Source organism: Acinetobacter tibetensis (assembly GCF_023824315.1).
Taxonomy (GTDB): domain Bacteria; phylum Pseudomonadota; class Gammaproteobacteria; order Pseudomonadales; family Moraxellaceae; genus Acinetobacter; species Acinetobacter tibetensis.
In genome coordinates this window covers 859,935-883,144 of record NZ_CP098732.1, presented here as the reverse complement: position 1 = coordinate 883,144, position 23,210 = coordinate 859,935, and the positions used below count along the sequence as shown (strand labels likewise).

Sequence of the window (23,210 nt, the reverse complement as noted above, 5' to 3'; positions counted from 1 at the left end):
AATCCCCACATCAAGTGGGGATTTTTTAGATCTGTGGATCTGGGGTAATGATTACATCATTCCGCCCATACCACCCATGCCGCCCATATCAGGCATTGCAGGCTTGTCTTCTGGAATATCAGTGATCATGCACTCAGTTGTGAGCATTAGGCCAGCAACAGATGCAGCATGCTCAAGAGCAGAACGCGTTACTTTCGCTGGGTCAAGAATACCCATTTCTAGCATGTCGCCATACTCAGAAGTTGCAGCGTTATAACCAAAGTTACCTTCGCCATTTTTCACCGCGTTGATAACAACTGAAGGCTCATCACCCGCATTTGCAACGATTTGACGAAGTGGCGCTTCAATCGCACGACGAAGAATGTTGATACCCACGTTTTGGTCATCATTCGCACCGTTTAAGCCATCGAGCGCAGCAGCAGCACGTACGAGTGCAACACCACCACCAGCAACTACACCTTCTTCAACCGCAGCACGAGTTGCATGTAATGCATCGTCAACACGGTCTTTCTTCTCTTTCATTTCAACTTCAGTTGCTGCACCAATTTTGATTACAGCTACACCGCCAGCTAATTTAGCAACGCGTTCTTGAAGTTTTTCTTTGTCATATTCAGACGTAGATTCTTCAATTTGTGCACGGATTTGTTGAACACGCTCAGCGATTTGAGCAGCATCACCAGCACCATCCACAATCACAGTGTTTTCTTTAGAAACTGTGATTTTGTGTGCAGTACCTAAATCTTGAAGAGAAGCTTGCTCTAAAGACATGCCTACTTCTTCAGAAATCACTGTCGCACCCGTTAAGATTGCGATGTCTTGAAGCATTGCTTTACGGCGGTCACCAAAGCCAGGCGCTTTCACTGCACATACTTTAATAATGCCGCGCATGTTGTTCACAACAAGTGTTGCTAACGCTTCACCTTCAACATCTTCAGCGATGATTAAAAGTGGTTTGCCTGTTTTAGCTACTGCTTCTAATACAGTAATTAGTTCACGGATGTTGCTGATTTTTTTGTCAACAAGCAAAATGAACGGATTTTCAAGTTCAGCCGTTAGTGTATCTTGTTTGTTTGCAAAGTACGGGCTGATATAACCACGGTCAAACTGCATACCTTCAACAACGTCCAAAGCATCTTCAAAGCCTGAACCTTCTTCAACGGTAATCACGCCTTCTTTACCTACGCGTTCCATTGCTTGTGCAATGAGTTTACCTACAGTTTCGTCAGAGTTTGCAGAGATTGAACCCACTTGTTCAATTGCTTTAGTATCAGATGCAGGTTTTGCCGTTGCTTTAATTTCAGCAACCAATGCTTTCACTGCAAGGTCGATACCACGTTTCAAGTCCATTGGGTTCATACCCGCTGTTACTGACTTGATACCTTCATTCAAAATAGCTTGAGCCAATACAGTTGCAGTCGTTGTACCATCACCAGCGATGTCATTGGTTTTAGAAGATACTTCACGAACCAATTGAGCGCCCATGTTCTCAAATTTATCTTTAAGAGAAATTTCTTTCGCAACTGTTACACCATCTTTAGTGATGTGCGGTGCACCGAAAGAACGGTCAATCACAACATTACGGCCTTTAGGACCTAAAGTTACTTTTACAGCATCTGCAAGCACGTTTACGCCTGCAATCATTTTAGAGCGTGCTGAATCACCAAATTTTACGTCTTTAGCTGACATTTATAGACTCCGAAATTTTTTAATCTTTACTAATCTGAGATTGAACGAGTAAGGACAGAATTAGCCTTCTAATACAGCTAAAATGTCAGACTCTTTCATGATAAGAAGTTCTTCACCTTGTACTTTTACAGTTGTACCTGCATAAGTACCGAACAATACTTTGTCGCCAACTTTTACATCTAAAGCGCGAATACCGTTGTCCGTGATTTGACCATTACCTACAGCAATAATTTCACCTTGTGCTGGTTTTTCTGCTGCAGAACCTGGCAATAAAATACCGCCAGCGGTTTTCGTTTCTTCTTCAACACGACGAATAACTACACGGTCATGTAATGGACGAATGTTGCTCATAAATAACTCCATCAGACTAAGTCTATTAAGATGACTGATGACGACTTATTTATTCCTTTGGTCATCATCAAAATGAATTTAGATGACACTTTTGTGGGGATGGAAAAGAACGCTTCAAGGGCTGCTTTAAAAAAAAAGCATCTTTTTTGTATTTTTTTTAGGCAATACGAATGATTCGTTGCTTAATTCAGCAATTTATACCAATTCAAACTCTAAATGTTGAAGGCTAAATTGATAATGTCGCACATCTGCTTGCGCATCAATCACATTAAAACTATTGCTTAAAGCATGGTGTAAACGATAAGACGTTGCTGTTCCCGCATGAATATCCAACACAGGATGCCCAACATTTAAATGGTATAAGTAATTTAAATCGAATACCGCTGACTGATGCAAATGACCATGCAGCAGTGCCTTTAAACCACTTTTACTCCAAACTTCTAATGCCATACGTCCAAGTACAGGACAATCTTTAATGTCATGCGGATCTTCTGGCGATGCATAAAAAGGCTGATGTGCTGCAATAATTTTTATTTTGTGCTCTGGTGCACGCTGTAATATTTGATCAATCAGTTGAATTTGCTCTAAAGAAATATGTCCGCGCGTATGGTAACGACGGCGGATACTATTGACCCCAATCACATAAAAGTGCTCAGTTTCCAAGGTCATTTCCATATTACCAAAAAACAATTGGTAGCGCGTAAAAGGATTAAAAATACGATCCCAAACATGGTACAGCGGAATATCATGGTTACCTGGCACCACCAAGTAGGGGCAGTTTAGGCTGTCGAGGAACTGTTTACAGTGAAAAAATTCTCTATAGCGCGCACGTTGGGTTAAATCCCCGCTCACTACTACCAGTTCGGGCTGTTGTTCACGACAAAACCGCTGAATCGCAGTCAGACATTCAGGTCGCTCAGTACCAAAATGCAGATCAGACAGATGCAGCAGCATACGGCACCATCATGTTAACTGCATTTTTTTGTACGGTGATATGCAGTGGAGGGCGCATTTCTACAATTTCACCATCCAGTGCAACCGTTAATTTTTCACGTTGCGAAAAGACTTTGACATCGTCTGCGGCAAAACTATAAACATCAGGTGCTTTTTCTAGCTCACCACGGATTAACTGTAATAACATCCGAAATAAAGTTAATTTATCGCTTTTTGCCACGACTAGACCTGCAACTTGCCCCCGCTCTGCGCATTTAGCAATACGTAATTTCATTTCCGCTAACTGTAGTTGATTATTACCAAAAAAGATTAAGGGGGTTTTTACAGGATAGGTTTTACCATCCACTTCCACCTCCAATTTCAACTCTTTACGATCTCGAATCAACACATCCAAACCCGAAGTGTAAGCATGTAAAGGAAAACGCCCAAACTTGGCATTATAGAGTTCACGACGTTGAATAAATAAAGGATATAAACCTAAACTGGCATTATTTAAGTAAATTTGATCATTAATTTTAGCCACATGAATGGAGCGTATCTGCCCCGTAGCAATCACTTCAGCCGCTTGCATAATTTCAAGTGGAATATTCAAAACACGGGCAACATAATTAAATGTGCCTAAGGGTAAAATACCTAAAGGGATATGGGTCCCGAGTAAGGCTTTGGCAACCGCATTTAAAGTTCCATCTCCGCCTGCTGAAACAATCACCCCCATTTCACTGGAAGAATGATGGCGCTGTATAATTGATTGCATCAAGGCAGGAAAATCGTTTTTTTCACCAAGCTCAAAAGCCTGAATCTCAAAGCCTTGCTCTGTAAAATATGTCAGTAATTGCTCATAGACTTGTTCTTTATTACTGGCATGAAAACCAGAGCGTGCATTGTAAATAATGGAAAGGGGTTTTAAATTCATCCCGCAAATTCACTTCTATGAAGTATTTGCTCTAATTTTGTCCAATTTATCACCAATTAACAATGCTCTTATGCAAAATTCAAATTACCACCATTCATTTAATCAATAATAGCGCTCATAAAAAAAATACACATAAGCTATTGTATAAAAAGAACATAATTTAAATAAATAATTCCCATAAAAAAAATAAATACAAATAAAGTCTCAAAATATAAATCACAACATAATGATTTATAAGATAAAATTAAAAATACAATACAAATTATCAATACCTACAAGTAGATACGGGTGTCTTATTTTTTTCATCATTTTGTGCTTTAATACTGCCACTTTTTTTTACTTTCATCTAGGTAACCTGATTACTTAGATTGGACTTTGTACAAAATTTGTACACTTTTAAGATAGGCCTCACCATGACCCAAGTGAACGCACCAGAATTCGTTCGTCACCCTAAGCTTATTGCATGGGTTGAAGAAATTGCGAAATTAACCAAACCAGCAAAGATTGAATGGTGTGACGGCAGCGAAGAAGAATATCAACGTCTTATCGACTTGATGATCGCTAACGGCACTATGCAAGCTTTAAACCAAGAAAAACACCCTGGTTCTTATCTTGCAAATTCTGACCCTTCTGACGTTGCGCGTGTTGAAGGTCGTACATATATCTGTTCTGAAAAAGAAGAAGATGCTGGTGCGACAAATAACTGGGAAGCTCCTGCAGAAATGCGCACTCGTTTAAATGGTTTATTTGACGGTGCAATGGAAGGTCGTACAATGTACGTTGTTCCTTTCTCTATGGGTCCTTTGGGCAGCCACATTGCACACATTGGTATTGAATTAACAGACTCACCTTACGTTGCGGTAAGCATGTCTAAAATGGCACGTATGGGTAAAGCCGTTTATGACGTTCTTGGTACTGATGGCGAGTACATTCCTTGTATCCACACTGTAGGTGCACCACTTGCAGAAGGACAAAAAGATGTTGCATGGCCTTGCAACCCTGAAAAATACATCGTTCATTATCCAGAAACTCGTGAAATTTGGTCATACGGTTCTGGTTACGGCGGCAATGCATTATTGGGTAAAAAATGCTTGGCACTCCGTATCGCATCTGCAATGGGTCGTGAACAAGGCTGGTTAGCTGAACACATGCTAATCCTTGGCGTGACTAATCCTCAAGGTGAAAAACACTACATCGCAGCGGCATTCCCTTCTGCTTGTGGTAAAACAAACTTTGCGATGCTTATTCCACCAGCAGGCTACGAAGGCTGGAAAATTGAAACCGTAGGTGACGATATTGCTTGGATTAAACCAGGTGAAGATGGTCGCTTATATGCAATTAACCCTGAAGCTGGTTTCTTCGGTGTTGCGCCTGGTACAAATACCAAGACTAACCCGAACTGTATGGCGACGCTTCACAAAGACGTCATCTATACCAACGTTGCTGTAACTGACAATGGTGAAGTTTGGTGGGAAGGTCTTTCTAAAGAAGCGCCTGCAAACCTTACCAACTGGAAAGGTCAACCGCATACAGGTACTGAAAAAGCAGCTCATCCAAATGCGCGCTTCACCGTGGCTGCTGGTCAATGTCCTTCTATTGACGCTGACTGGGAAAATCCAGCGGGTGTTCCAATTTCTGCGTTCATCTTCGGTGGTCGCCGTGCAGACACAGTTCCATTAATCTCAGAAGCATTTGACTGGGTAGATGGCGTGTACAAAGCTGCAACAATGGGTTCTGAAACAACTGCTGCCGCTGTTGGTCAACAAGGTGTTGTTCGTCGTGATCCATTTGCTATGCTTCCGTTCGCGGGCTACAACATGGCAGACTACTTCTCTCATTGGTTAGAAATGGGTGCAGAAGTTGAAGCGAAAGCGAAAGCTGCGGGTAACAAACTTCCTGGTATCTATAATGTAAACTGGTTCCGTCGTGATGCTGAAGGCAACTTCGTATGGCCTGGTTTTGGTCAAAACATGCGTGTGCTTGAATGGATCATTGATCGTTGTGAAGGCCGTGCTGATGCAGTTGAAACTCCAATTGGTCGTGTGCCAACTTACGAACAGTTAAACTGGACTGGTTCTGACTTTACTCAAGCTCAATTTGACCTGATTACTTCTCAAGACAAAGAGCAATGGATCAAAGAAATTGAAAGCCACACTGAATTGTTCAATCAATTAGGTGACCGTTTACCGGCTGCACTTAAAGCTCGTCAAAACGAACTTTTAGAAGCGGTTAAGCAATCTGCTTAAATGCTTAAAAAAATTTAAGATTAAAGACCGCACTAGCGGTCTTTTTTCAACCTATTTTTCATAAACTTTATAATCAAAAAGAAGTATCTAAGGGGAAATTCATGCTAAAAACACTCGCACTTTTGACTTGCTCATTTGCTTTATCCAATCTTGCTCTAGCCAACACCGAAACAACAGAACAACCTGCTCTGCATGTTTGTGCGATTAAAGGTACACCCGACTCGAATCAATTTCAGATTAAGAAGCGGATTAAAGTTGCGAAAGGGACTTATGGTAGCGTAGAAGAGCTCTACCCTCGCTTCGCCGAGCGTGCGCATCAAGTCGGTGGTAATGTGGTTATTAACTACAATGCAAGCCAAAGATTTGGTTTTTGGCCTTGGCGTATTGTACGCCCAGTGGTTTGGGGTACAGCCGTTAAATGGAATACGCCTGTAAACTGCAAACAACTTGGCGGTATCGAAATCTAAAGACTAGAAAGCCGCATACGCGGCTTTTTTTTAATCAAAAATCTAACGCCGATTAGAATTAAAAAATAATTCGTACTTACTCAAAATTATGACTACGCAGCTATTTCTTGTGCACGACGTTTATGTAAAGCAAGTAAATACTCGTCCAATCGAGCAATCTGGTCTTGGTCAAATTTTAAATACAGTTTGCTACGGCGCTTTAAAATATCTTCACTACTCACCGCCCATTCATTCGCAACCAAATAATCCACCTCCTGCTGATATAAATCATGACCAAAACACTGTCCTAACGCAGAAACATGCTCACAACTTCCAAGCATCCGCCATACTCGAGAACCGTAGCTATGTACCCAACGCTCGACCAAAGACTTCGGCACATCTGGTAAATATTGCTCTAGCTCTTTGACCAGATGCTCAGCATTAAAAAAGTTTTCTGCACCTGGTAACAAGGCTTTGGCCGTCCAGTCAGGTTTTAATTTGCTAAAAAATGGTTTGAGCTGATGCATGGCAGATTCAGCCAGTTTACGATAAGTTGTAAGTTTACCCCCATACACTGAAAGCAATGGCGCATGCTGCTGTTGAGTCAATACCAAGGTATAATCACGCGTCATAGCAGATGGATTATCAGACTCATCATCGCACAATGGACGGACACCCGAATAAGTCGAAATAATGTCTTGGCGCGTTAATTGTTGCTGGAAATGTGCATTCATGATCTGCAACAAATAATCAATTTCACTTTCTGTAATGTCTACTTGATCCGGATTGCCCAAATAGCGCTGATCCGTAGTCCCAATCAAGGTGTATTCATCTAAATACGGAATAGCAAAAACAATCCGCTGATCATCATTTTGCAGAATAAAAGCCTTATCTCCTGCATAAATTTTAGGCACAATAATATGGCTACCTTGAATCAATCGAATGCTATAAGCCGCCTGCATTTTTAAATCTTGCTGTATAAATTCAGTGACCCATGGCCCTGCGGCATTCACCAGTACTTTGGCACGAACAGCGAAAGTCCCTTGTGTATTTTGTAATTGTACCGTCCACACATTTTGCTCTGCCTGTGCAGTGATACAGCGCGTGCGTGTTTGTATACTCGCGCCATTTTCATGGGCTTGAATCGCATTCGCAACGACAAGACGCGCATCATCCACAGCACAATCCGAATACTCAAAACCTTTGACGATTTCAGGTTTAAATAGACTGGTTTTGGGATCAAAATCAACCAAATTTGAACCTGCTAACTTTTCCCGCTTACCTAAATGATCATAGAAAAATAAGCCCGTGCGAATCAGCCATGCAGGCCGTAAATGTGGGCGATGCGGCATAATAAAGCGCATGGCACGAATCAGATGTGGCGCTTTCGCCATGAGGACTTCACGCTCAGCCAAAGCTTCTCGTACCAGACGAAACTCTTTATGCTCTAAATAACGTAAACCACCGTGAATCAATTTACTGCTGGCCGATGAAGTATGGCTGGCCAAATCATCCTTTTCACACAACAAAACAGATAACCCACGCCCTGCGGCATCGGCAGCAATACCTACACCGTTGATTCCGCCACCAATGACGACCATGTCATAGATATGATGTTGATCCATATTGAGGCTCCTCTTATTTTGCGTGCTTCAAGCAACTTTTATTTTGTTTAATAATTCTCTATTCAATCCTAACAGAAAACCCAAATCACTATAGATTAATTGTCCAACCAAGACGGTTAAATTGAATTATTTTATCTCAAAAGTTTTTTCAAGCTTAGCCATCTTCCAGACTCAACACCTGTCCAGCATTTATACGATCCATCAGCAAACATGGACTTAAGTGCGACGAATGTCTAATGCAGATTCATTCGCATCGGCGTATAAAAGATTATGTGAAAAGTAACATATACCCTCTTTTTCAAAATACATGTTTTTAGATTTTTCTCTCCCTTTCTGAAGAATTTAAAAGAATGTGTTTTGCCACAGCTTTGGAATTTCTTGTGTCAAACTCATCTCCACAAATTGTACACACACCATTTGATCGAAAAACACGTTTTAAATCTATTTTAGGGGGTTCCGCTGGTAACCTTGTAGAGTGGTACGATTGGTACGTTTATGCAGCCTTCACACTTTATTTTGCGCCTGTTTTCTTTCCAGAAGGCAATGAAACCGTCAAGCTATTACAGGCCGCAGCCGTATTTGCCTTAGGCTTTTTAATGCGCCCTATTGGCGCTTGGATTATGGGCATTTATGCGGATCGCAAGGGGCGTAAAGCAGGTTTAACCCTATCCGTATCTTTGATGTGTGTTGGCTCACTGATGATTGCCTGCGCACCTACTTATGATGCTGCGGGAATGTTAGCACCTGCAATTTTATTGTTTGCGCGTCTATTACAAGGGCTCAGTGTCGGTGGAGAATACGGTTCGAGTGCGACTTATCTTACCGAAATGGCAGGAAAAAACCATCGCGGATTTTTCTCTAGTTTTCAGTATGTGACTTTAATCTCAGGGCAGCTTATCGCTCTGTGCGTACTGATTATTCTGCAACATACGCTTTCTGAAGACGCACTACATGCTTGGGGATGGCGTATTCCCTTCCTGATTGGTGCCATGTTAGCCATTGTTGTGTTTTGGATTCGTCGTGGACTGGTTGAAACCCAATCTTCAAAAGAAGCGCAAGAACAAGCCAAACAAGGCGGACCAAAATCAGGGGCAATCGAGTTATTTACCAAACATCCTAAAGCGGCTTTTACTGTCATTATGCTGACTGCGGGCGGCACACTCGCATTCAATACCTTTACCACCTATCTACAAAAATACTTGGTCAATACTTCTGGTTTTGACAAAAGCACTGCCACTGAAATTACCACAGCAGCCATCTTTATTTTTATGCTGATTCAACCTGCGGTAGGCGCCTTGTCCGATAAAATTGGGCGTAAACCAATTATGATCGCTTTCGGTATTTGTGGGGTACTCTTTACAGTACCAATTTTCAATCGTCTAGGAACGACCACTGATGCAACCACTGCATTCTGGCTGTGTATGAGCGGGATGGTTATTGTTACTGGCTATACCGCAATTAACGCGGTCGTAAAAGCAGAATTATTTCCACCCCATATCCGCGCTTTAGGTGTCGCACTACCTTATGCGATTGCCAATACCATCTTCGGTGGTACCGCAGAATTGATCGCTTTAAGTTTTAAAAATGCAGGACATGAAAGTTACTTTTTCTACTATATTACCTTCATGATTGGTCTCTCACTCATCACCTACGTCTTTATGAAAGACACTAAAAAACATAGTCTGATCACAGACCATTAAACACTGAAAATAAACACTGACGATCTACCTTTATTTTGTTACAGGTAGGTCGTTTTACTTTGAACCACATCGTTATTTTCACAGGCTTATGGCATACTGTGCCCAAGAATAAAACACGGAACTTCCACCATGAAAAAAACGTTTCAATTTTTAGGGCTCGGTTTTATCGCTTTAGGTCTTGCAGCCTGCCAAAGCACTCCCCAACAGTATAATGGTCAAGTTGGTTACCGTGTAGAAAGCCAAACAGCGGACTCAGTAACCCTCGCTTATACCTTAGCTGGTCGTCAAAATCAGGATTTAGATGCCAAAAAACTACAACGTGCTTGCCAGAAAGTTTTAGGTACAAATAAAACCTTTAAATTACAAATTCTCAGCGTGAATGAAGTTGCCAACCCTGCTGCGATGGCATCTGATCGTTATGGTCGCCAAATTGGCAACTCACGTACCTCGATTGGTCTAAGCAACACGCCAGATCTGCATAATAGTGAAGACTATGCAACACGTCAGGCTTTAGAAGCGCGTCCAAGTACTTTGCGTATTGTGCGTTATAGCTGCTCATAAAATCAAAGTCTTATAAGATGCTATGCGTTATAGCGTCTTATAAAAGCTTACATTACGAAACTCTTTTGCTTCATCCAAATCAGGCCAAGTTGTGGCACTGCGCTCATCTAATTTTTGGTATTTTGGATGACTAAAATTTTTCACTCGACTGTCTGCCACCCAAACTTCAGGTGCGAATTTTAAAAACTCATCGAGGAAAAAACGGTTACATTGGTCATACAACACATCTGCCGCCAACAGTACATCGACTTGTTCAGCTTGATATAAATCATCTAAATATTCCAATTCGACCTGATTTAGCGCTGCATTTTCTTTACAGGCAGCCAAGCTAATGGAATCGATATCACAGCATATCACGCGTTTCGCGCCTGCCATTTTGGCAGCAATCGCGACCACACCTGAACCTGCACCAAAATCGAGGACTATTTTATCTTTCACATGATGTGGCTCTGCCAATAACCATTGTGCCATTGCCAGCCCTGAAGCCCAGCAAAAAATCCAGTATGGGGTTTCATTCCAAATGCGGCGAATCACCTCATCATCTAAACGATCTGATGGAAATACTGGTGGAATGAGCCACAAAGCAATAGGAGTTTCTGGCAACTGTTGCGCCAATAGCTCCGCCTGAGGAATGACCTCATGCAATGCATCCAATAAATGTTGTGGTGCTTTCGCCATTTGAAAAGTACAGCTCATTAAATTTATAAACCTTTAATGCTATGCAAAATATGCATCGTTCAGAAACAGCGAATCGTATAGAAACAGCAATTTAAATACTGCCATCGCTGTCGTTAGAATCCACAGATCAGGCGATCATAATCTAGCTGCGCATGACTGAAAAGTAATAATCCGCTTAGTAAACCTATGCAATCAATCAAAGTGGCTTGAACAGAAGATTTTTCGACTAAGCCTAAAATTCTCCTTAATGAAATCTACCTCATAAAAAAAGCTGTATAGTTTTATGCTATACAGCTTTTTAGAAGCATACTTAAAGTATTAGCCTAATGCTTTCTCTGCCGCTTCAACTGTTTGACGAATTAAAGTGGTAATGGTCATTGGACCTACACCACCTGGAACAGGCGTATAAGCAGATGCAATCTCTTCAATCCCTACCAATTGAATATCACCTACACCACCGCCATCACGCGGATGGAAGCCCGCATCAACCACAACAGCACCTTGCTTAATCCAGTCTTTTTGAATCAGCTCAGCTTTACCTACCGCACCCACAATAATATCGGCTTGTTTAACAAACTCAGCAAGGTTTTGGGTACGTGAATGGCAAATCGTTACTGTTGCATTTGCTTCCAATAACATTGCAGCCATTGGTTTACCTAAAATTGCAGAACGACCAACCACTACGGCATGCTTACCTGCAATTTCAATGTTGTTTTCTTTTAGGATGGTCATAATTCCCGCTGGTGTTGCAGAACCATACGCCGCTTCACCCATTGCCATACGACCAAAGCCAAGGCAAGTCACGCCATCCACATCTTTGGCAAGAGAGATTGCATCAAAACATGCACGCTCATCAATTTGCTCAGGCACTGGATGCTGTAACAAAATCCCATGAACATCAGGATTCGCATTTAATTTTTCAATTTCAGCCAATAATTGTTCAGTCGTAGTTTCCTTTGGAAGTTCAACTTTTAATGAATCCATACCTACACGACGGCAGGCATTTCCCTTCATACGCACATAAGTCGCTGATGCACCATCGTCACCGACCAAAATCGTTGCCAAAATTGGGGTACGACCTGATTTTGCTTTCAACGCTTCAACACGGGTTAACAAGTCAGTTTCAATTTGTTTCGCCAATGCACGACCATCTAAAACTAATACCACAGCACATCTCCAAGGTAGATATGAATCAATTTTGCAAATAATACATGATTATTTAGGCAATTTTATTCTACATGCTGATTTTATGTGCATATGCGCTATTTAAAGTATTGTAATTTTTTTAAAGGTTGCTAATATGTGCATCAACAAGACATGGCGGGGTGGCAGAGTGGTCATGCAGCGGACTGCAACTCCGTGTACGCCGGTTCGATTCCGACCTCCGCCTCCAATCTTGTTAAAACGCCCGGGTGGTGAAATAGGTAGACACAGGGGATTTAAAATCCCCCGCCCTCAAAGCGTGCCGGTTCGAGTCCGGCCCCGGGCACCATTTTAATACTTCTTAAAATGGTGCAATAAAGAACCCAGCGAAAGCTGGTTTTTTTATGTCTAAAATATAGCTCTTATGCTTAAACCCTCCAGTAAAACCTTCAAATTAAAATTACATAAACTACAAAGCTCTGATTTTTTAAATTGATTATTTCCTTAAGTGATCAAAGATTGCTACATATAAGTTTTCAATTCCTGAAAGAAATCCTCTTTTAAATTATTAAGTTGAAAAATATTTACATACAAAATCCAGTACCGCACAAAAGGTAAAAGTTACATTGGACAAATAATTGAAAAAAGGTAAGTGCACATTTCTATTCTCCATTTCTTTGAGGATAGTCTGTTTGGGGAATTGTATTAGATCTTCAAAACTACAGCCTTTTACCATATCCTGATTGCCAAGGAATTCCTGCAAAAATAATGGCTCAAGACTTAGAAGCAATCTCCCCATATCTGATAGCCACGGAATAACAAACCAAAAAGCAACTCTTAAAATTTATATAAATTATGTAATGGCATAGCGGTAGTTTTCATAAAACCCTTCAACTGATCTCAGTTTTTTAAATATGCTATCTACAGGCAAGGTTATGTCACGATTCTATTTCACAATCAAATTTTATACTCTTCTAATCGATTTTAAGATCATTTAAACAAAAAGTGTATTTCTGATTTATAATGCCGTAACTTTCAAGTACTCATTTTTATGGTCAGTGATAAGCAGGCAGCACTTTTTTTAAAACCGTTACAAATGCAGTATCCCGCAGCATTTAAACGTAACTTTGTATTTTACGGCATGCTCAAAACCAAAGGTTTAATGGATGAAATCAAAGAATTTATTCCTTGGATTTTAGCCATTATGATTTTTGTTTCCCTGTCCTTCAGCTTAGGACATTATTTCGAAATATATTTTCCTCGCTTTACCCCCTTTCAAGCGCATGGCTTTGCTGTATTGTGCTTTATGTTGTTATTTATGCTGTATGTTCCGATTGTACTCAAACAAATGAAACACAGCTCAAGCTCCTGTTATGAACAGCAACAACATGCACCGATTAAAATTGCAGCATTAATTATTCTACAAGCAATTAATATCGCATTTATTGAAAGTACTTTTTTGCAAATTGTACTGTTTTTCTTTGCTATGGGTTTTGGCTTTGTGAAATTTTATAAAGAAAATCTTTTTCGTAATAGCGCAACCCATGTTGGATTGTATTACCTGCAAGAATTAAGACGTTTTAACTTCTGGAGTTATAAACAGACGCTTAAACTAAAATTTCAACTAAAATTCATTGGAAAAGATACTGAAAAATATCAGCAAAAAACTAAACAATTACAGCACTTTCATGCTTTGCATTTAAAATCTATGCATATGGAACAGCAACTTTGCCAAACACATAAACATCAAGATTTAGAAAATTATCTAGATAGCTTAATGTAATAAAAAACTGGGACTTTCCCAGTTTTTTATTTTATTGCAGTTATGCTGATTGTGGTAATGATTCCAACACTTGTAGCTGTGAATTGAATATCAATTGATATCCTCTGGTTTCATCGACCACGTAACTTTTTTCCTTGATACTATCAACAAAGATCCAATCAGCTTGCATGTTCTGCTCAGTAAAACTCACCAACAGATAGCCGCGCTGATTCAAATTACAATAAGCTAAATCATTAATGAGTGTTTGAAAGGCATATTCAAATTGCTGCAATTGTGCCAAAGGAATATTCAAATACTTTTCTAAACCAGGCGAAGACACAGAACTTGTCGCCAATTCGACACCAACCACATCTTGATCCTTGCTCAGCAATTCAGAATACCAAGCATTATGCGTATCCCCAGCCAAGACCACTACTTTCTTATTCAAGGCCTTTAGGGTTGCATACAACACTTCTCGCTCATAAAAATAGCCATCCCATGCATCCAGATTATAAGGTGCCAGCGTATTAACCCGCGCCTTTTCCAAATCTGTCAATGTAGGATCACCCGCTTGAGCACGCAATTTAATACCCACTAATTCAGCAATTTGCGCATTCATTCTTGTGAGCGTTTCAGCACTGACTGAGCCACTGGTAATTTCCGCCAAAGATAAAAGCAACTCGGCAGGAATAAACATCTTTGACATTAAAATTTGTTGTCCCAATACGTTCCACTGTGCATTGCTTTGCATCATTTTCTGCAACAACCACTCACGCTGTTCATAGCCGAGCAAAGTTCGGTCTTGTGCTAACAAATCTTGCTGAAACTGCACCGTATTTAAGCCCTGAGCCGTCATATAATTGGCATAATCCAATTGCTGATCACGTGCAATAATTCGTGTGTCCAACATGGTGAGCTGTACCAATGAACCAAAATTAAACTGACGATAGATATGCAAATGATCATCCTCTGAAACAGGACGAATAGGCATCCACTCAAAATAAGCTTGTAATGCCGCCAGCTTACGCTCTGAGAACTTACCTTCATTTTGTGCCTGAGCTGTCACTTCAGTATGATTCTCTGCTCCATTACGCCACGTATCATTGGCAAGCTCATGATCATCCCAAATGACAATAAAAGGGTGTCGCTGATGCAATGCTTGTAAATCAGCATCTTGACGATACAAAGCATAACGTTTGCGATAATCTTCCAAGCTCAATATTTCTTGCTGATTATCTGCTGCCAATAAGCGTCCTAACTTTTCCGAATCTTCAGTCGCATAACCATTTTGACCGTATTCATAAATATAGTCCCCCAGATGCAGCACCACATCAACATCTTGTTTGGCCATTTCACGATAGACATAAAAATAGCCCGCAGGATAATTAGAACAAGAACAGACGGCTAATTTCACCTGATTGGTTTGCGATGGTAAGGTTTTGGTTTGCCCAATCGGTGAAACTGTTTGCCCGAAGCGGAAGCGATAGAAATAACGCTGCTGTGCCTGTAAGCCAATAACATCTACTTTTACGGTAAAGTCTTGTGCTGGGCTTGTTTGCACTTTACCTGAGGTTTTAATTTGAGTAAATTGTGCATCTAGAGCAACTTCCCAAGTAATTTCTAAGCGGGCTTGCACATCACTGGGGGTCGCTCGCGTCCAAATAATTACGCGGTCTTGTAAAGGGTCACCACTGGCTACACCATGTTTAAATTGAACACTCACACCCGAGCCAGAGGAGTTATCTGAGTCATCTCCACATGCGGTGAGCGAAATAGGTAAAGAGACTGCACCAAAACCCGCTAAAGTTTTTTGAATGAGTTCACGGCGCGTTAAAGTATTTGTCATTTTTTTAATCCACTACAAACGTGAGTTAAAAATAGGCAATAATTATTTAATGATGATCTCAATTACATGAACATATGATGACAATAAAAATTAGATTGGCGTTGAAATTGTGATTTTTTGATCACAAACCTCTGAATTGTCTGAAAATAAAGCAAACACAAAGAAATAGTCTTGCAAAGAATAAATTCGTACTCTATTATTGCGCTCATGCCCGGGTGGTGAAATAGGTAGACACAGGGGATTTAAAATCCCCCGCCCTCAAAGCGTGCCGGTTCGAGTCCGGCCCCGGGCACCATTTTAATACTTCTTAAAATGGTGCAATAAAGAATCCAGCGAAAGCTGGTTTTTTTATATCTGAAATAAATAAAAAAAGAGAGTGTTACCACTCTCGATTTACAATCAATTCTTCCATTTCCACATCGAAATGGCCATGCTCTTGCACCACCATCATCATCGCTTCGGCAATATAATCCGCAGCGGTATCATCCAAGGATGAATCTAAATCTTCAAATTGTGGCTTCATTTCATTAATTGCCATAACTGTTTCATTAGCAAAACGATAAATTTCTGCCGTGCTTTCTTTCACCTTTGCGACTTTATTGGCAAATTGCACAATGCATTGTTGTACATCCGCCACCAATACATCAGGGTAATAATCATCGTCAAACATTGGGAGAAGTAAATCTGCAAACATACAGCCACTCAAAACTACTTATAAACGCGAGCCTATATAGCATAAAGATGAACATTTACCAAATAAAAAATGGGCAGTATAAATACTGCCCAGTTGTCTGAATATAAAAATAACGTGAATCCTTAGGGTTTTATAGACTCAGCACTTAAGCTTTTCGCTGTTTTCACCAAATCTAAAAATTCTGCACGCAAGCCAAATTCATCTGGTTGAGCTGCACTTTGGGCTAATTTTAAAATATCATCCCACTTCATATTGGCATTATATTGCCCACCACGTAGCTGTTGAGCATAAGATGCAACCGCAATAGCAAAGCGAGTATCTGAAGATGATTGTGCCAATGCTAGACTGCGTGCTGGGACAGGTTGGCTCAGTAAAATACTTTGACTTTGTTGTGGTTGTTTATAACGTACATTCACATAAGCGTATTCTTGTTTATTGGCTTTGGATGAATTCATTGGTGCTTGATAGCGTGATTCACTTAGCCAACCTTTCTGACCTACAGGAATAACTTCGTATAGGGCTGTGACCGTATGCCCTGCACCAATATCTCCTGCATCGATACGATCATTATTAAAATCTTCATTATTTAATACGCGATTCTCATAACCAATTAAACGGTATTCTTTAACCGTAGCCGGATTAAATTCCACTTGGATTTTTACATCTTGAGCAACCGTTGCCAATGTCGAACTCAGTTGTCGCTGTAATACTTTTTTTGCTTCACGCTCATTGTCGATATAACTATAGTTACCATCTCCCGCATCAGCCAATTGTTCCATCAACTGCTCATCATAATTACCCGTTCCAAAACCGAATGTAGAGAAAGAAATCCCTGACTTTCGTTTCTCAGCGATCATCCCTTTTAAGGTTTCAAAATTAGTAATTCCCACATTAAAATCACCATCTGTTGCAATCAGAATGCGGTTAATGCCACCCTGAACATAAGACTTTTGTGCTTGTTCATAGGCCAATTGAATTGCTCGCTCACCTGAAGTAGCACCCCCCGCTTTTAATCGGTGAATGACTTTTAAAATTTTATCCTTGTCTGCACCAGAAGTCGGTGCCAATGCTAAATCTTCGCCACTCGCATAGGTCACAATGGTAACTTTATCTTGTGGGCGCAATTGTTCAGTAAGTAAGGTTAAGGTTTTTTTAACCAAAGGCAGTTTATTGTCCTCATCCATACTTCCCGAAACATCCACCAAAAATACCAGATTGGCAGGTGGTAATTGCTTTATTTCCAAATCTTTAGCTTTAATACCAATTTTTATAATTTTAGCAGTTGGCTGCCATGGCGAATTTACAACCTCAGTATTCACTGAAAATGGATGCTGCCCCGTAGGATTGGGATAATCATAGTTGAAATAATTCACCATTTCCTCAATTCGAACCGCATCTACAGGCGGCAACTGACCTTCACGTGTCAGAAAACGCCTCACATTGCTATAACTGCCCGTATCCACATCAACACTAAACGTCGAGATGGGCTGTTGCGCAACCACATATACTGGATTAGTTTCTATTTTCTGATAGTTTTCAGTATTCTCAATGGGTTGGGGCATACTTTCATAAGCATTTACCATTGATGGTACAGGCATTCCCACTTCCACAGCTGCCATTTTGCTCATAGACATCTGTTGATTGGGCATTTTCCCACAAGCCACCAACAATAAACCACTCATGCTCACAACCAACAATTTCGGTTTCACAATCATCATTATTCCCGTGTTATTTTAATTTCAAATATTTAACAAACTCATCTACATCTTTACAGCACACACTTACTGCGTGGCAACCCAAAAAGATTAAAGCAATAATCCTTTTATTTCTTTAAAAAATTCAATCAACAACTAAGCCAATTGCATAGCTTGCCACACTTTAATTGCATCGGACATCGCTTTAACATCATGTGCACGCACCATACATGCCCCTTGTTGAATACTCAATAAATGCGCAGCGACCGAACCTATTGCTCGCTGCCCTGCGTCAGCCCCTCCCAATGCTTCACCAATAAAACGCTTACGCGACAATGCCGATAGTATTGGATACCCCATTGCATTCAACTTCCAAAACTCATTGAGCAGTTTGAGGTTTTGCTGGGCATTTTTGGCAAAACCAAACCCTGGATCAATCAAAATATGTTCAGGCTTAACCCCAGCAGCCAATGCATCATCAACTCGTTGCTGCAATTCAATCATCACATCTTCCGTGACATCTTGGTATTGGTCCAGATTATTCATCGTAGTTGGTTCACCACGCATATGCATAATAATAATCGGTATATTTAACTCAGCAGCAGTTTGAAGGGCCTGTGGTCGAGTTAATGCACGCACATCATTCCAAATATGTGCTCCTGCTGCTACAGCCGCACATATTACCTCTGGTTCAGAAGTATCAATTGAAATAATCACATTATGCTGTGCAAGTGCTTCCACCACAGGAATCACACGTCGAATTTCTTCTCCGATCTCAACCGCAGATGCTCCCGGTCGCGTAGATTCTCCACCAACATCAATCACAGTTGCACCTTCAGTGAGCATCTGTAATGCACGTGCAACTGCCGCATCCTTGGTGCTATGTAATCCACCATCACTGAAAGAATCAGGTGTAACATTCAAAATACCCATTACATGTGGTTGTGACAAATCTAAACTTAAACGACCACATGCTAAAACTCGATTGGGTAAGGGCATAATTTGCATGAAAACACTCCTGAAACAAGTGCTATTAGTGTAGCAATTCAATGCTCTCTCTGGCTGAAAAGTTTTTAACCTAAACATCACTTCAAAAGCCTCAGCACAAAAAAAGAGCCTCATGTAGAGACTCTTTTTATTAACGTTTAAACTTAACTTGCTGGTAATGGTGGTGGAGTAGATGGACCCTTGGTTGGAGTCACATCAATCACAGGATTCTCCGCCACATACACTTTAGGCGGTTGTGGCTCGCGACCTTCCATAATGTCACGGATCTGATCACGATCAATCGTTTCCCATTCCATCAAAGCTTTCACCATGGCATGTGCAATATCTTTGTTATTTTCTAAGACTTCACGCGCCACACGGTACTGCTCATCCAAAATACGACGTACTTCTTCATCTACTTTTTGCTGTGTAGCTTCAGAAATAGTACGACTACCAACATTACCGAAGAAACCATTTTGGTTTTCATCTTCATAAACCATTACACCCAATCTGTCCGACATACCATATTTGGTCACCATCGAACGTGCCATTTTGGTTGCACGCTCGAAGTCATTCGAAGCACCAGTTGACTGTTGGTTAATAAAGATTTCTTCTGCAATACGACCACCAAACAAAATTGAAAGTTCATTCAACATCTTGTCTTTATAGTGGCTAATTTGGTCTTGTTCAGGCAACTGCCAAGTTACACCCAATGCCCAACCTCGTGGCATGATTGTAACTTTATGAACAGGATCTGTACCCGGCAAAATTTCTGCAACAATGGCATGACCTGCTTCATGGTAAGCCGTTGCACGACGCTCTTCTTCACGTAGAACCATCGATTTACGCTCTGGTCCCATGTAAATTTTGTCTTTCGCATCTTCAAAGTCATGCATATCAACCGTATTTTTATTACGGCGAGCAGCAAACAATGCAGCCTCATTCACCAAGTTTGCTAATTGTGCACCAGAGAAACCAGGCGTACCACGTGCAAGAACTTTCAGATCTACACCAGTCACCGACGGCAATTTCTTCAAGTGAACATTTAAAATTTGCTCACGACCTTTAATGTCTGGAAGACCCACCATGACTTGGCGGTCAAAACGACCTGGTCGTAGCAATGCTTTATCCAATACATCTGCACGGTTGGTTGCAGCAATGACGATAATGCCTTCATTACCTTCAAAACCATCCATTTCTACCAACATCTGGTTTAAGGTTTGTTCACGTTCATCATGACCACCACCTGTACCCGAACCACGATGACGACCTACCGCATCAATCTCATCAATGAAAATGATACATGGTGCATGACGTTTAGCTTGTTCGAACATATCACGGACACGTGATGCACCAACACCCACAAACATCTCAACGAAGTCAGAACCAGAAATGCTAAAGAAAGGAACTTTCGCTTCACCCGCAATGGCTTTTGCAAGCAAAGTTTTACCTGTACCTGGTGGACCCACCATCAAAACGCCTTTTGGAATGGTTGCACCTAGACGTTTAAACTTCGCAGGATCTTTCAAGAAGTCTACAATTTCGACGACTTCTTGCTTTGCTTCATCACAGCCCGCTACATCCGTAAATGTAATTTTAATTTGGTCTTCAGAAAGCATTTTTGCTTTTGACTTACCAAAACTCATTGGGCCGTTTTTACCACCTGCTCCGCCACCCATGTTGCGCATAAAGAACATGAATAACAAAATGATTAAAAGTACAGGGAAGCTTGCAATCAGAAGTTGCATCAACAAACCTTGACGTTGTGGTGCAGTTCCCTCAACGACAACATTGTTTTTAATCAGGCTAGGCATCAATTCAGGATCTTGCACCGCTGGACGGATACTTTCAAATTCAGATCCATTTGATTTAGTGCCACTAATTCTTTCACCATCAATTGTGACTTGCTTAATTTGACCAGCATTCACCGCTGTAACGAACTCTGAATAGTTCATTGCAGTTGGCTTATCACGGTCACTGATGTTGCTGAAAATTAAAATCAGCACACCCAGTATAATGAGCCACAACACGGCATTCTTGAAGAGATCGCTCAAAGCTTTATTCCCATATCAATCTAATTTGATCATGCCCAAGGATGGGTGACCTTAATAATGTAAGCTGTAAACCCAGCTGTTCAATAATGTAAAAAAGTACAAAATGCACAATTTTTAACGCGTTGGCAAGTAAACTTTACTTCAAAGCCTTCTTGCGCCCTTGGCCGATTAAAAAAACTTCTTTCGAACGAGCACGTGATGCAGCCGGCTTAGCCGTCTTCAGCACGTCAAAACTATCGACCACTTGTTTACGGAATTCGTCAAATCCAGTGCCTTGGAAAACTTTCACCACAAACTGCCCTTTCGGTCCTAAAACCTTATTGGCAAAATCTAATGCAAGCTCACAAAGGTAAATTTGACGAGGTTGATCTACAGCCTTATTACCTGATGTATTGGGGGCCATATCTGAAATTACAACGTCAACAACGCGCCCATTTAAAATATTTAACAATTTTTCGAAGACTTCTTCCTCACGAAAGTCGCCTTGTAAAAAAGTCACATCTGGTAAAGCATCCATTTCTAAAATATCTGATGCAATGACTAAACCTTTGTCACCGACCAGTTTTCCTGCGATTTGAGACCAACTCCCTGGAGCAGCTCCCAAATCCACCACGGTCATACCGGGCTTAATAATTTTATATTTTTCTTGAATTTCCAACAACTTATAAGCAGCACGTGCTCGATAACCTTCCTTTTGCGCTTTTTTCACGAAAGGATCATCAAGATGTTCTCTCATCCACGCACGACTACTTTGGGATAATTTTTGATTGGTAATGCGTGTTGCCATAACTCTCTATGCGTATAAAAACTTCTAATTTTTTATTGTACGTGAAAAACCAAGTGCTTGCAGTATACATCTGTATCAAAATCCACTTTATCCTGCTGTTTTTTTCAATCAACAAGATCGATTATTTCAACCGCTTCAACTCAATTTTGCTATACTAGGTCGTTTTTAAAATTAGGTTATCTTTCATGGCGGCTTTATCTATTCAGGAACGCAAGCGTTTACGTCAAATTGGTCATGCACTTAATCCTGTAGTAATGATTGGTGGTCAAGGTTTGACTGAAAATGTCGTTGAGGAAACTACCCGTGCATTAAATGATCACGAACTTATCAAAGTTAAAATTGCTGGTGAAGATCGTGAAGCACGTGTAGCGGCTATTGCTGAAATCTCGGAAGTGACAGGTGCTGAAGTCGTGCAAACGATTGGTAAAATTGCCCTGCTTTATAAAAAAGCTAAGCAACAAAATCCAAAACTTTCGAACCTTGTTCGCCACGCACATTTATCTAAGTAATTTCAATTTATGGCAAGCTACGAGCTCAGTGCATTTGATCGTCGCTTTCAAGCGATTTCAGTGGTCGGCGCGATTGAACAAGTCAGCCCGTTTAATCTAAATGTCGGATTTTGGATTCGTGACCCGAATCAGTGGATTGAGTGGCCTGCATTGGTTTCCGCTCACCCACGTCAGGATTTTCTTTGGGAAAGCACCTGCTTTGAGATTTTTATTGGTGTGAAAGACGAAGATTTTTATCGTGAAATCAATTTGTCGCCTTCTCAAGCGTGGCAAGTTTATCAATTTGAAGAGTATCGCTATCCTGAAGATATGCCGCCACATGCTGCGTATGATATTGAGTTAAATCAACTTAAGCGCACGCACTATGGACTGAATGTCAGTTTAGATTTAACCGAATTTATACTGAAACATAAGTTGAAATGGTCTGACTTATTTATTGGTTTAACGGCTGTGCTAAAAACTGCTCAAGGTGAACAGTTCTACGCCATGCAGCATAGCAGTCCAAATGCAGACTTCCACAACAAGCGTGATTGGCTACATCAGCTCTAAAGCAATTCAACTCCTCTCCCTTTAC

Annotated in this window: 20 protein-coding genes and 3 tRNA genes; 10 read left to right on the top strand and 13 right to left on the bottom strand. The window is 40.8% G+C overall.

All coding sequences use genetic code 11. The features are described 5' to 3' along the window. Nucleotides 1-51: 51 nt before the first annotated feature. The 4 genes from groL to M5E07_RS04180 all read right to left on the bottom strand — a co-directional run bounded on the left by groL (nucleotide 52) and on the right by M5E07_RS04180 (nucleotide 3,904). Nucleotides 52-1,686: a chaperonin GroEL gene (gene groL / locus M5E07_RS04195; protein WP_116763436.1), complete on the bottom strand. Its 1,635-nt coding sequence runs from the start codon at nucleotides 1,684-1,686 to the stop codon at nucleotides 52-54. Nucleotides 1,687-1,746: 60 nt separating this feature from the next. After that, complete coding sequence (locus M5E07_RS04190) at nucleotides 1,747-2,037, bottom strand: co-chaperone GroES (RefSeq protein WP_116763434.1); 291 nt, start codon at nucleotides 2,035-2,037, stop codon at nucleotides 1,747-1,749. A 195-nt stretch (nucleotides 2,038-2,232) separates the two neighbouring features. Further along, complete coding sequence (locus M5E07_RS04185; RefSeq protein ID WP_116763432.1) at nucleotides 2,233-2,991, bottom strand: metallophosphoesterase family protein; 759 nt, start codon at nucleotides 2,989-2,991, stop codon at nucleotides 2,233-2,235. Further along, nucleotides 2,972-3,904: a diacylglycerol/lipid kinase family protein gene (locus M5E07_RS04180; protein ID WP_116763430.1), complete on the bottom strand. Its 933-nt coding sequence runs from the start codon at nucleotides 3,902-3,904 to the stop codon at nucleotides 2,972-2,974. The genes M5E07_RS04185 and M5E07_RS04180 overlap by 20 nt, the downstream gene beginning before the upstream one ends. Before the next feature lie 413 nt (nucleotides 3,905-4,317). Between M5E07_RS04180 and M5E07_RS04175 the strand changes: the two genes are divergently transcribed. Both M5E07_RS04175 and M5E07_RS04170 read left to right on the top strand, forming a co-directional pair. Beyond that, nucleotides 4,318-6,150 carry a phosphoenolpyruvate carboxykinase (GTP) gene (locus M5E07_RS04175; RefSeq protein WP_252222262.1) on the top strand — a complete coding sequence of 611 codons (1,833 nt, stop codon included), beginning with the start codon at nucleotides 4,318-4,320 and terminating at the stop codon, nucleotides 6,148-6,150. Nucleotides 6,151-6,251: 101 nt separating this feature from the next. Continuing rightward, complete coding sequence (locus tag M5E07_RS04170) at nucleotides 6,252-6,617, top strand: hypothetical protein (RefSeq protein ID WP_116763426.1); 366 nt, start codon at nucleotides 6,252-6,254, stop codon at nucleotides 6,615-6,617. A gap of 92 nt (nucleotides 6,618-6,709) precedes the next feature. Here M5E07_RS04170 and glpD read toward each other — a convergent pair whose 3' ends face one another. Next, entirely contained in the window at nucleotides 6,710-8,221 is a 1,512-nt protein-coding gene (glpD, locus tag M5E07_RS04165; protein ID WP_252222259.1) for a glycerol-3-phosphate dehydrogenase, read from the bottom strand. Nucleotides 8,222-8,601: 380 nt separating this feature from the next. Between glpD and M5E07_RS04160 the strand changes: the two genes are divergently transcribed. Then, entirely contained in the window at nucleotides 8,602-9,921 is a 1,320-nt protein-coding gene (locus M5E07_RS04160; RefSeq protein ID WP_252222256.1) for an MFS transporter, read from the top strand. Between the two features lie 129 nt (nucleotides 9,922-10,050). After that, the gene (locus tag M5E07_RS04155) at nucleotides 10,051-10,482 is read left to right on the top strand and encodes a hypothetical protein (protein WP_116763422.1); all 432 of its coding nucleotides are present in this window, start codon (nucleotides 10,051-10,053) and stop codon (nucleotides 10,480-10,482) included. Between the two features lie 27 nt (nucleotides 10,483-10,509). Here the strand turns inward: M5E07_RS04155 and M5E07_RS04150 are convergent, their stop codons facing one another. Both M5E07_RS04150 and folD read right to left on the bottom strand, forming a co-directional pair. After that, nucleotides 10,510-11,178, bottom strand: coding sequence for a class I SAM-dependent methyltransferase (locus tag M5E07_RS04150; protein WP_252222253.1), 669 nt, complete (start codon nucleotides 11,176-11,178; stop codon nucleotides 10,510-10,512). A gap of 300 nt (nucleotides 11,179-11,478) precedes the next feature. Further along, complete coding sequence (gene folD / locus M5E07_RS04145) at nucleotides 11,479-12,327, bottom strand: bifunctional methylenetetrahydrofolate dehydrogenase/methenyltetrahydrofolate cyclohydrolase FolD (RefSeq protein ID WP_252222250.1); 849 nt, start codon at nucleotides 12,325-12,327, stop codon at nucleotides 11,479-11,481. Between the two features lie 152 nt (nucleotides 12,328-12,479). On the opposite strand from folD, the gene M5E07_RS04140 reads away from it, so the two are divergent. From M5E07_RS04140 to M5E07_RS04130, 3 genes are all read left to right on the top strand, one after another. Continuing rightward, a tRNA-Cys gene (locus M5E07_RS04140) sits at nucleotides 12,480-12,553 on the top strand. Nucleotides 12,554-12,566: 13 nt separating this feature from the next. Continuing rightward, nucleotides 12,567-12,652 (top strand) — tRNA-Leu (locus M5E07_RS04135). 702 nt (nucleotides 12,653-13,354) lie between these two features. After that, on the top strand, nucleotides 13,355-14,086 hold the full coding sequence (locus M5E07_RS04130) for a hypothetical protein (RefSeq protein ID WP_252222247.1): 732 nt from the start codon (nucleotides 13,355-13,357) through the stop codon (nucleotides 14,084-14,086). A gap of 40 nt (nucleotides 14,087-14,126) precedes the next feature. On the opposite strand, the gene M5E07_RS04125 is transcribed toward M5E07_RS04130, so the two are convergent. Then, nucleotides 14,127-15,911, bottom strand: a complete 1,785-nt coding sequence (locus M5E07_RS04125; protein ID WP_252222244.1) for an alkaline phosphatase D family protein — start codon at nucleotides 15,909-15,911, stop codon at nucleotides 14,127-14,129. Between the two features lie 209 nt (nucleotides 15,912-16,120). On the opposite strand from M5E07_RS04125, the gene M5E07_RS04120 reads away from it, so the two are divergent. Further along, a tRNA-Leu gene (locus tag M5E07_RS04120) sits at nucleotides 16,121-16,206 on the top strand. Between the two features lie 84 nt (nucleotides 16,207-16,290). Here the strand turns inward: M5E07_RS04120 and M5E07_RS04115 are convergent. The 5 genes from M5E07_RS04115 to rlmE form a co-directional block, all read right to left on the bottom strand. Beyond that, the gene (locus M5E07_RS04115; RefSeq protein ID WP_116760366.1) at nucleotides 16,291-16,605 is read right to left on the bottom strand and encodes a DUF5713 family protein; all 315 of its coding nucleotides are present in this window, start codon (nucleotides 16,603-16,605) and stop codon (nucleotides 16,291-16,293) included. Nucleotides 16,606-16,727: 122 nt separating this feature from the next. Beyond that, nucleotides 16,728-18,320, bottom strand: a complete 1,593-nt coding sequence (locus M5E07_RS04110) for a vWA domain-containing protein (RefSeq protein ID WP_434087804.1) — start codon at nucleotides 18,318-18,320, stop codon at nucleotides 16,728-16,730. Nucleotides 18,321-18,455: 135 nt separating this feature from the next. After that, nucleotides 18,456-19,307 (bottom strand): dihydropteroate synthase, encoded by an 852-nt coding sequence (gene folP / locus M5E07_RS04105; RefSeq protein ID WP_252222241.1) that lies wholly within the window; start codon nucleotides 19,305-19,307, stop codon nucleotides 18,456-18,458. 143 nt (nucleotides 19,308-19,450) lie between these two features. Beyond that, nucleotides 19,451-21,340 carry an ATP-dependent zinc metalloprotease FtsH gene (gene ftsH, locus M5E07_RS04100; protein ID WP_116760360.1) on the bottom strand — a complete coding sequence of 630 codons (1,890 nt, stop codon included), beginning with the start codon at nucleotides 21,338-21,340 and terminating at the stop codon, nucleotides 19,451-19,453. 136 nt (nucleotides 21,341-21,476) lie between these two features. Then, a complete protein-coding gene (gene rlmE, locus M5E07_RS04095) occupies nucleotides 21,477-22,127 on the bottom strand; it encodes a 23S rRNA (uridine(2552)-2'-O)-methyltransferase RlmE (RefSeq protein ID WP_116760358.1) in 651 nt (216 codons plus the stop codon). A gap of 185 nt (nucleotides 22,128-22,312) precedes the next feature. On the opposite strand from rlmE, the gene M5E07_RS04090 reads away from it, so the two are divergent. Together M5E07_RS04090 and M5E07_RS04085 are read left to right on the top strand one after the other, a co-directional pair. Continuing rightward, nucleotides 22,313-22,636 (top strand): YhbY family RNA-binding protein, encoded by a 324-nt coding sequence (locus M5E07_RS04090; RefSeq protein ID WP_116760356.1) that lies wholly within the window; start codon nucleotides 22,313-22,315, stop codon nucleotides 22,634-22,636. Nucleotides 22,637-22,645: 9 nt separating this feature from the next. Continuing rightward, the gene (locus tag M5E07_RS04085; RefSeq protein WP_116760354.1) at nucleotides 22,646-23,185 is read left to right on the top strand and encodes a DOMON-like domain-containing protein; all 540 of its coding nucleotides are present in this window, start codon (nucleotides 22,646-22,648) and stop codon (nucleotides 23,183-23,185) included. The last annotated feature ends 25 nt before the right edge of the window (nucleotides 23,186-23,210 follow it).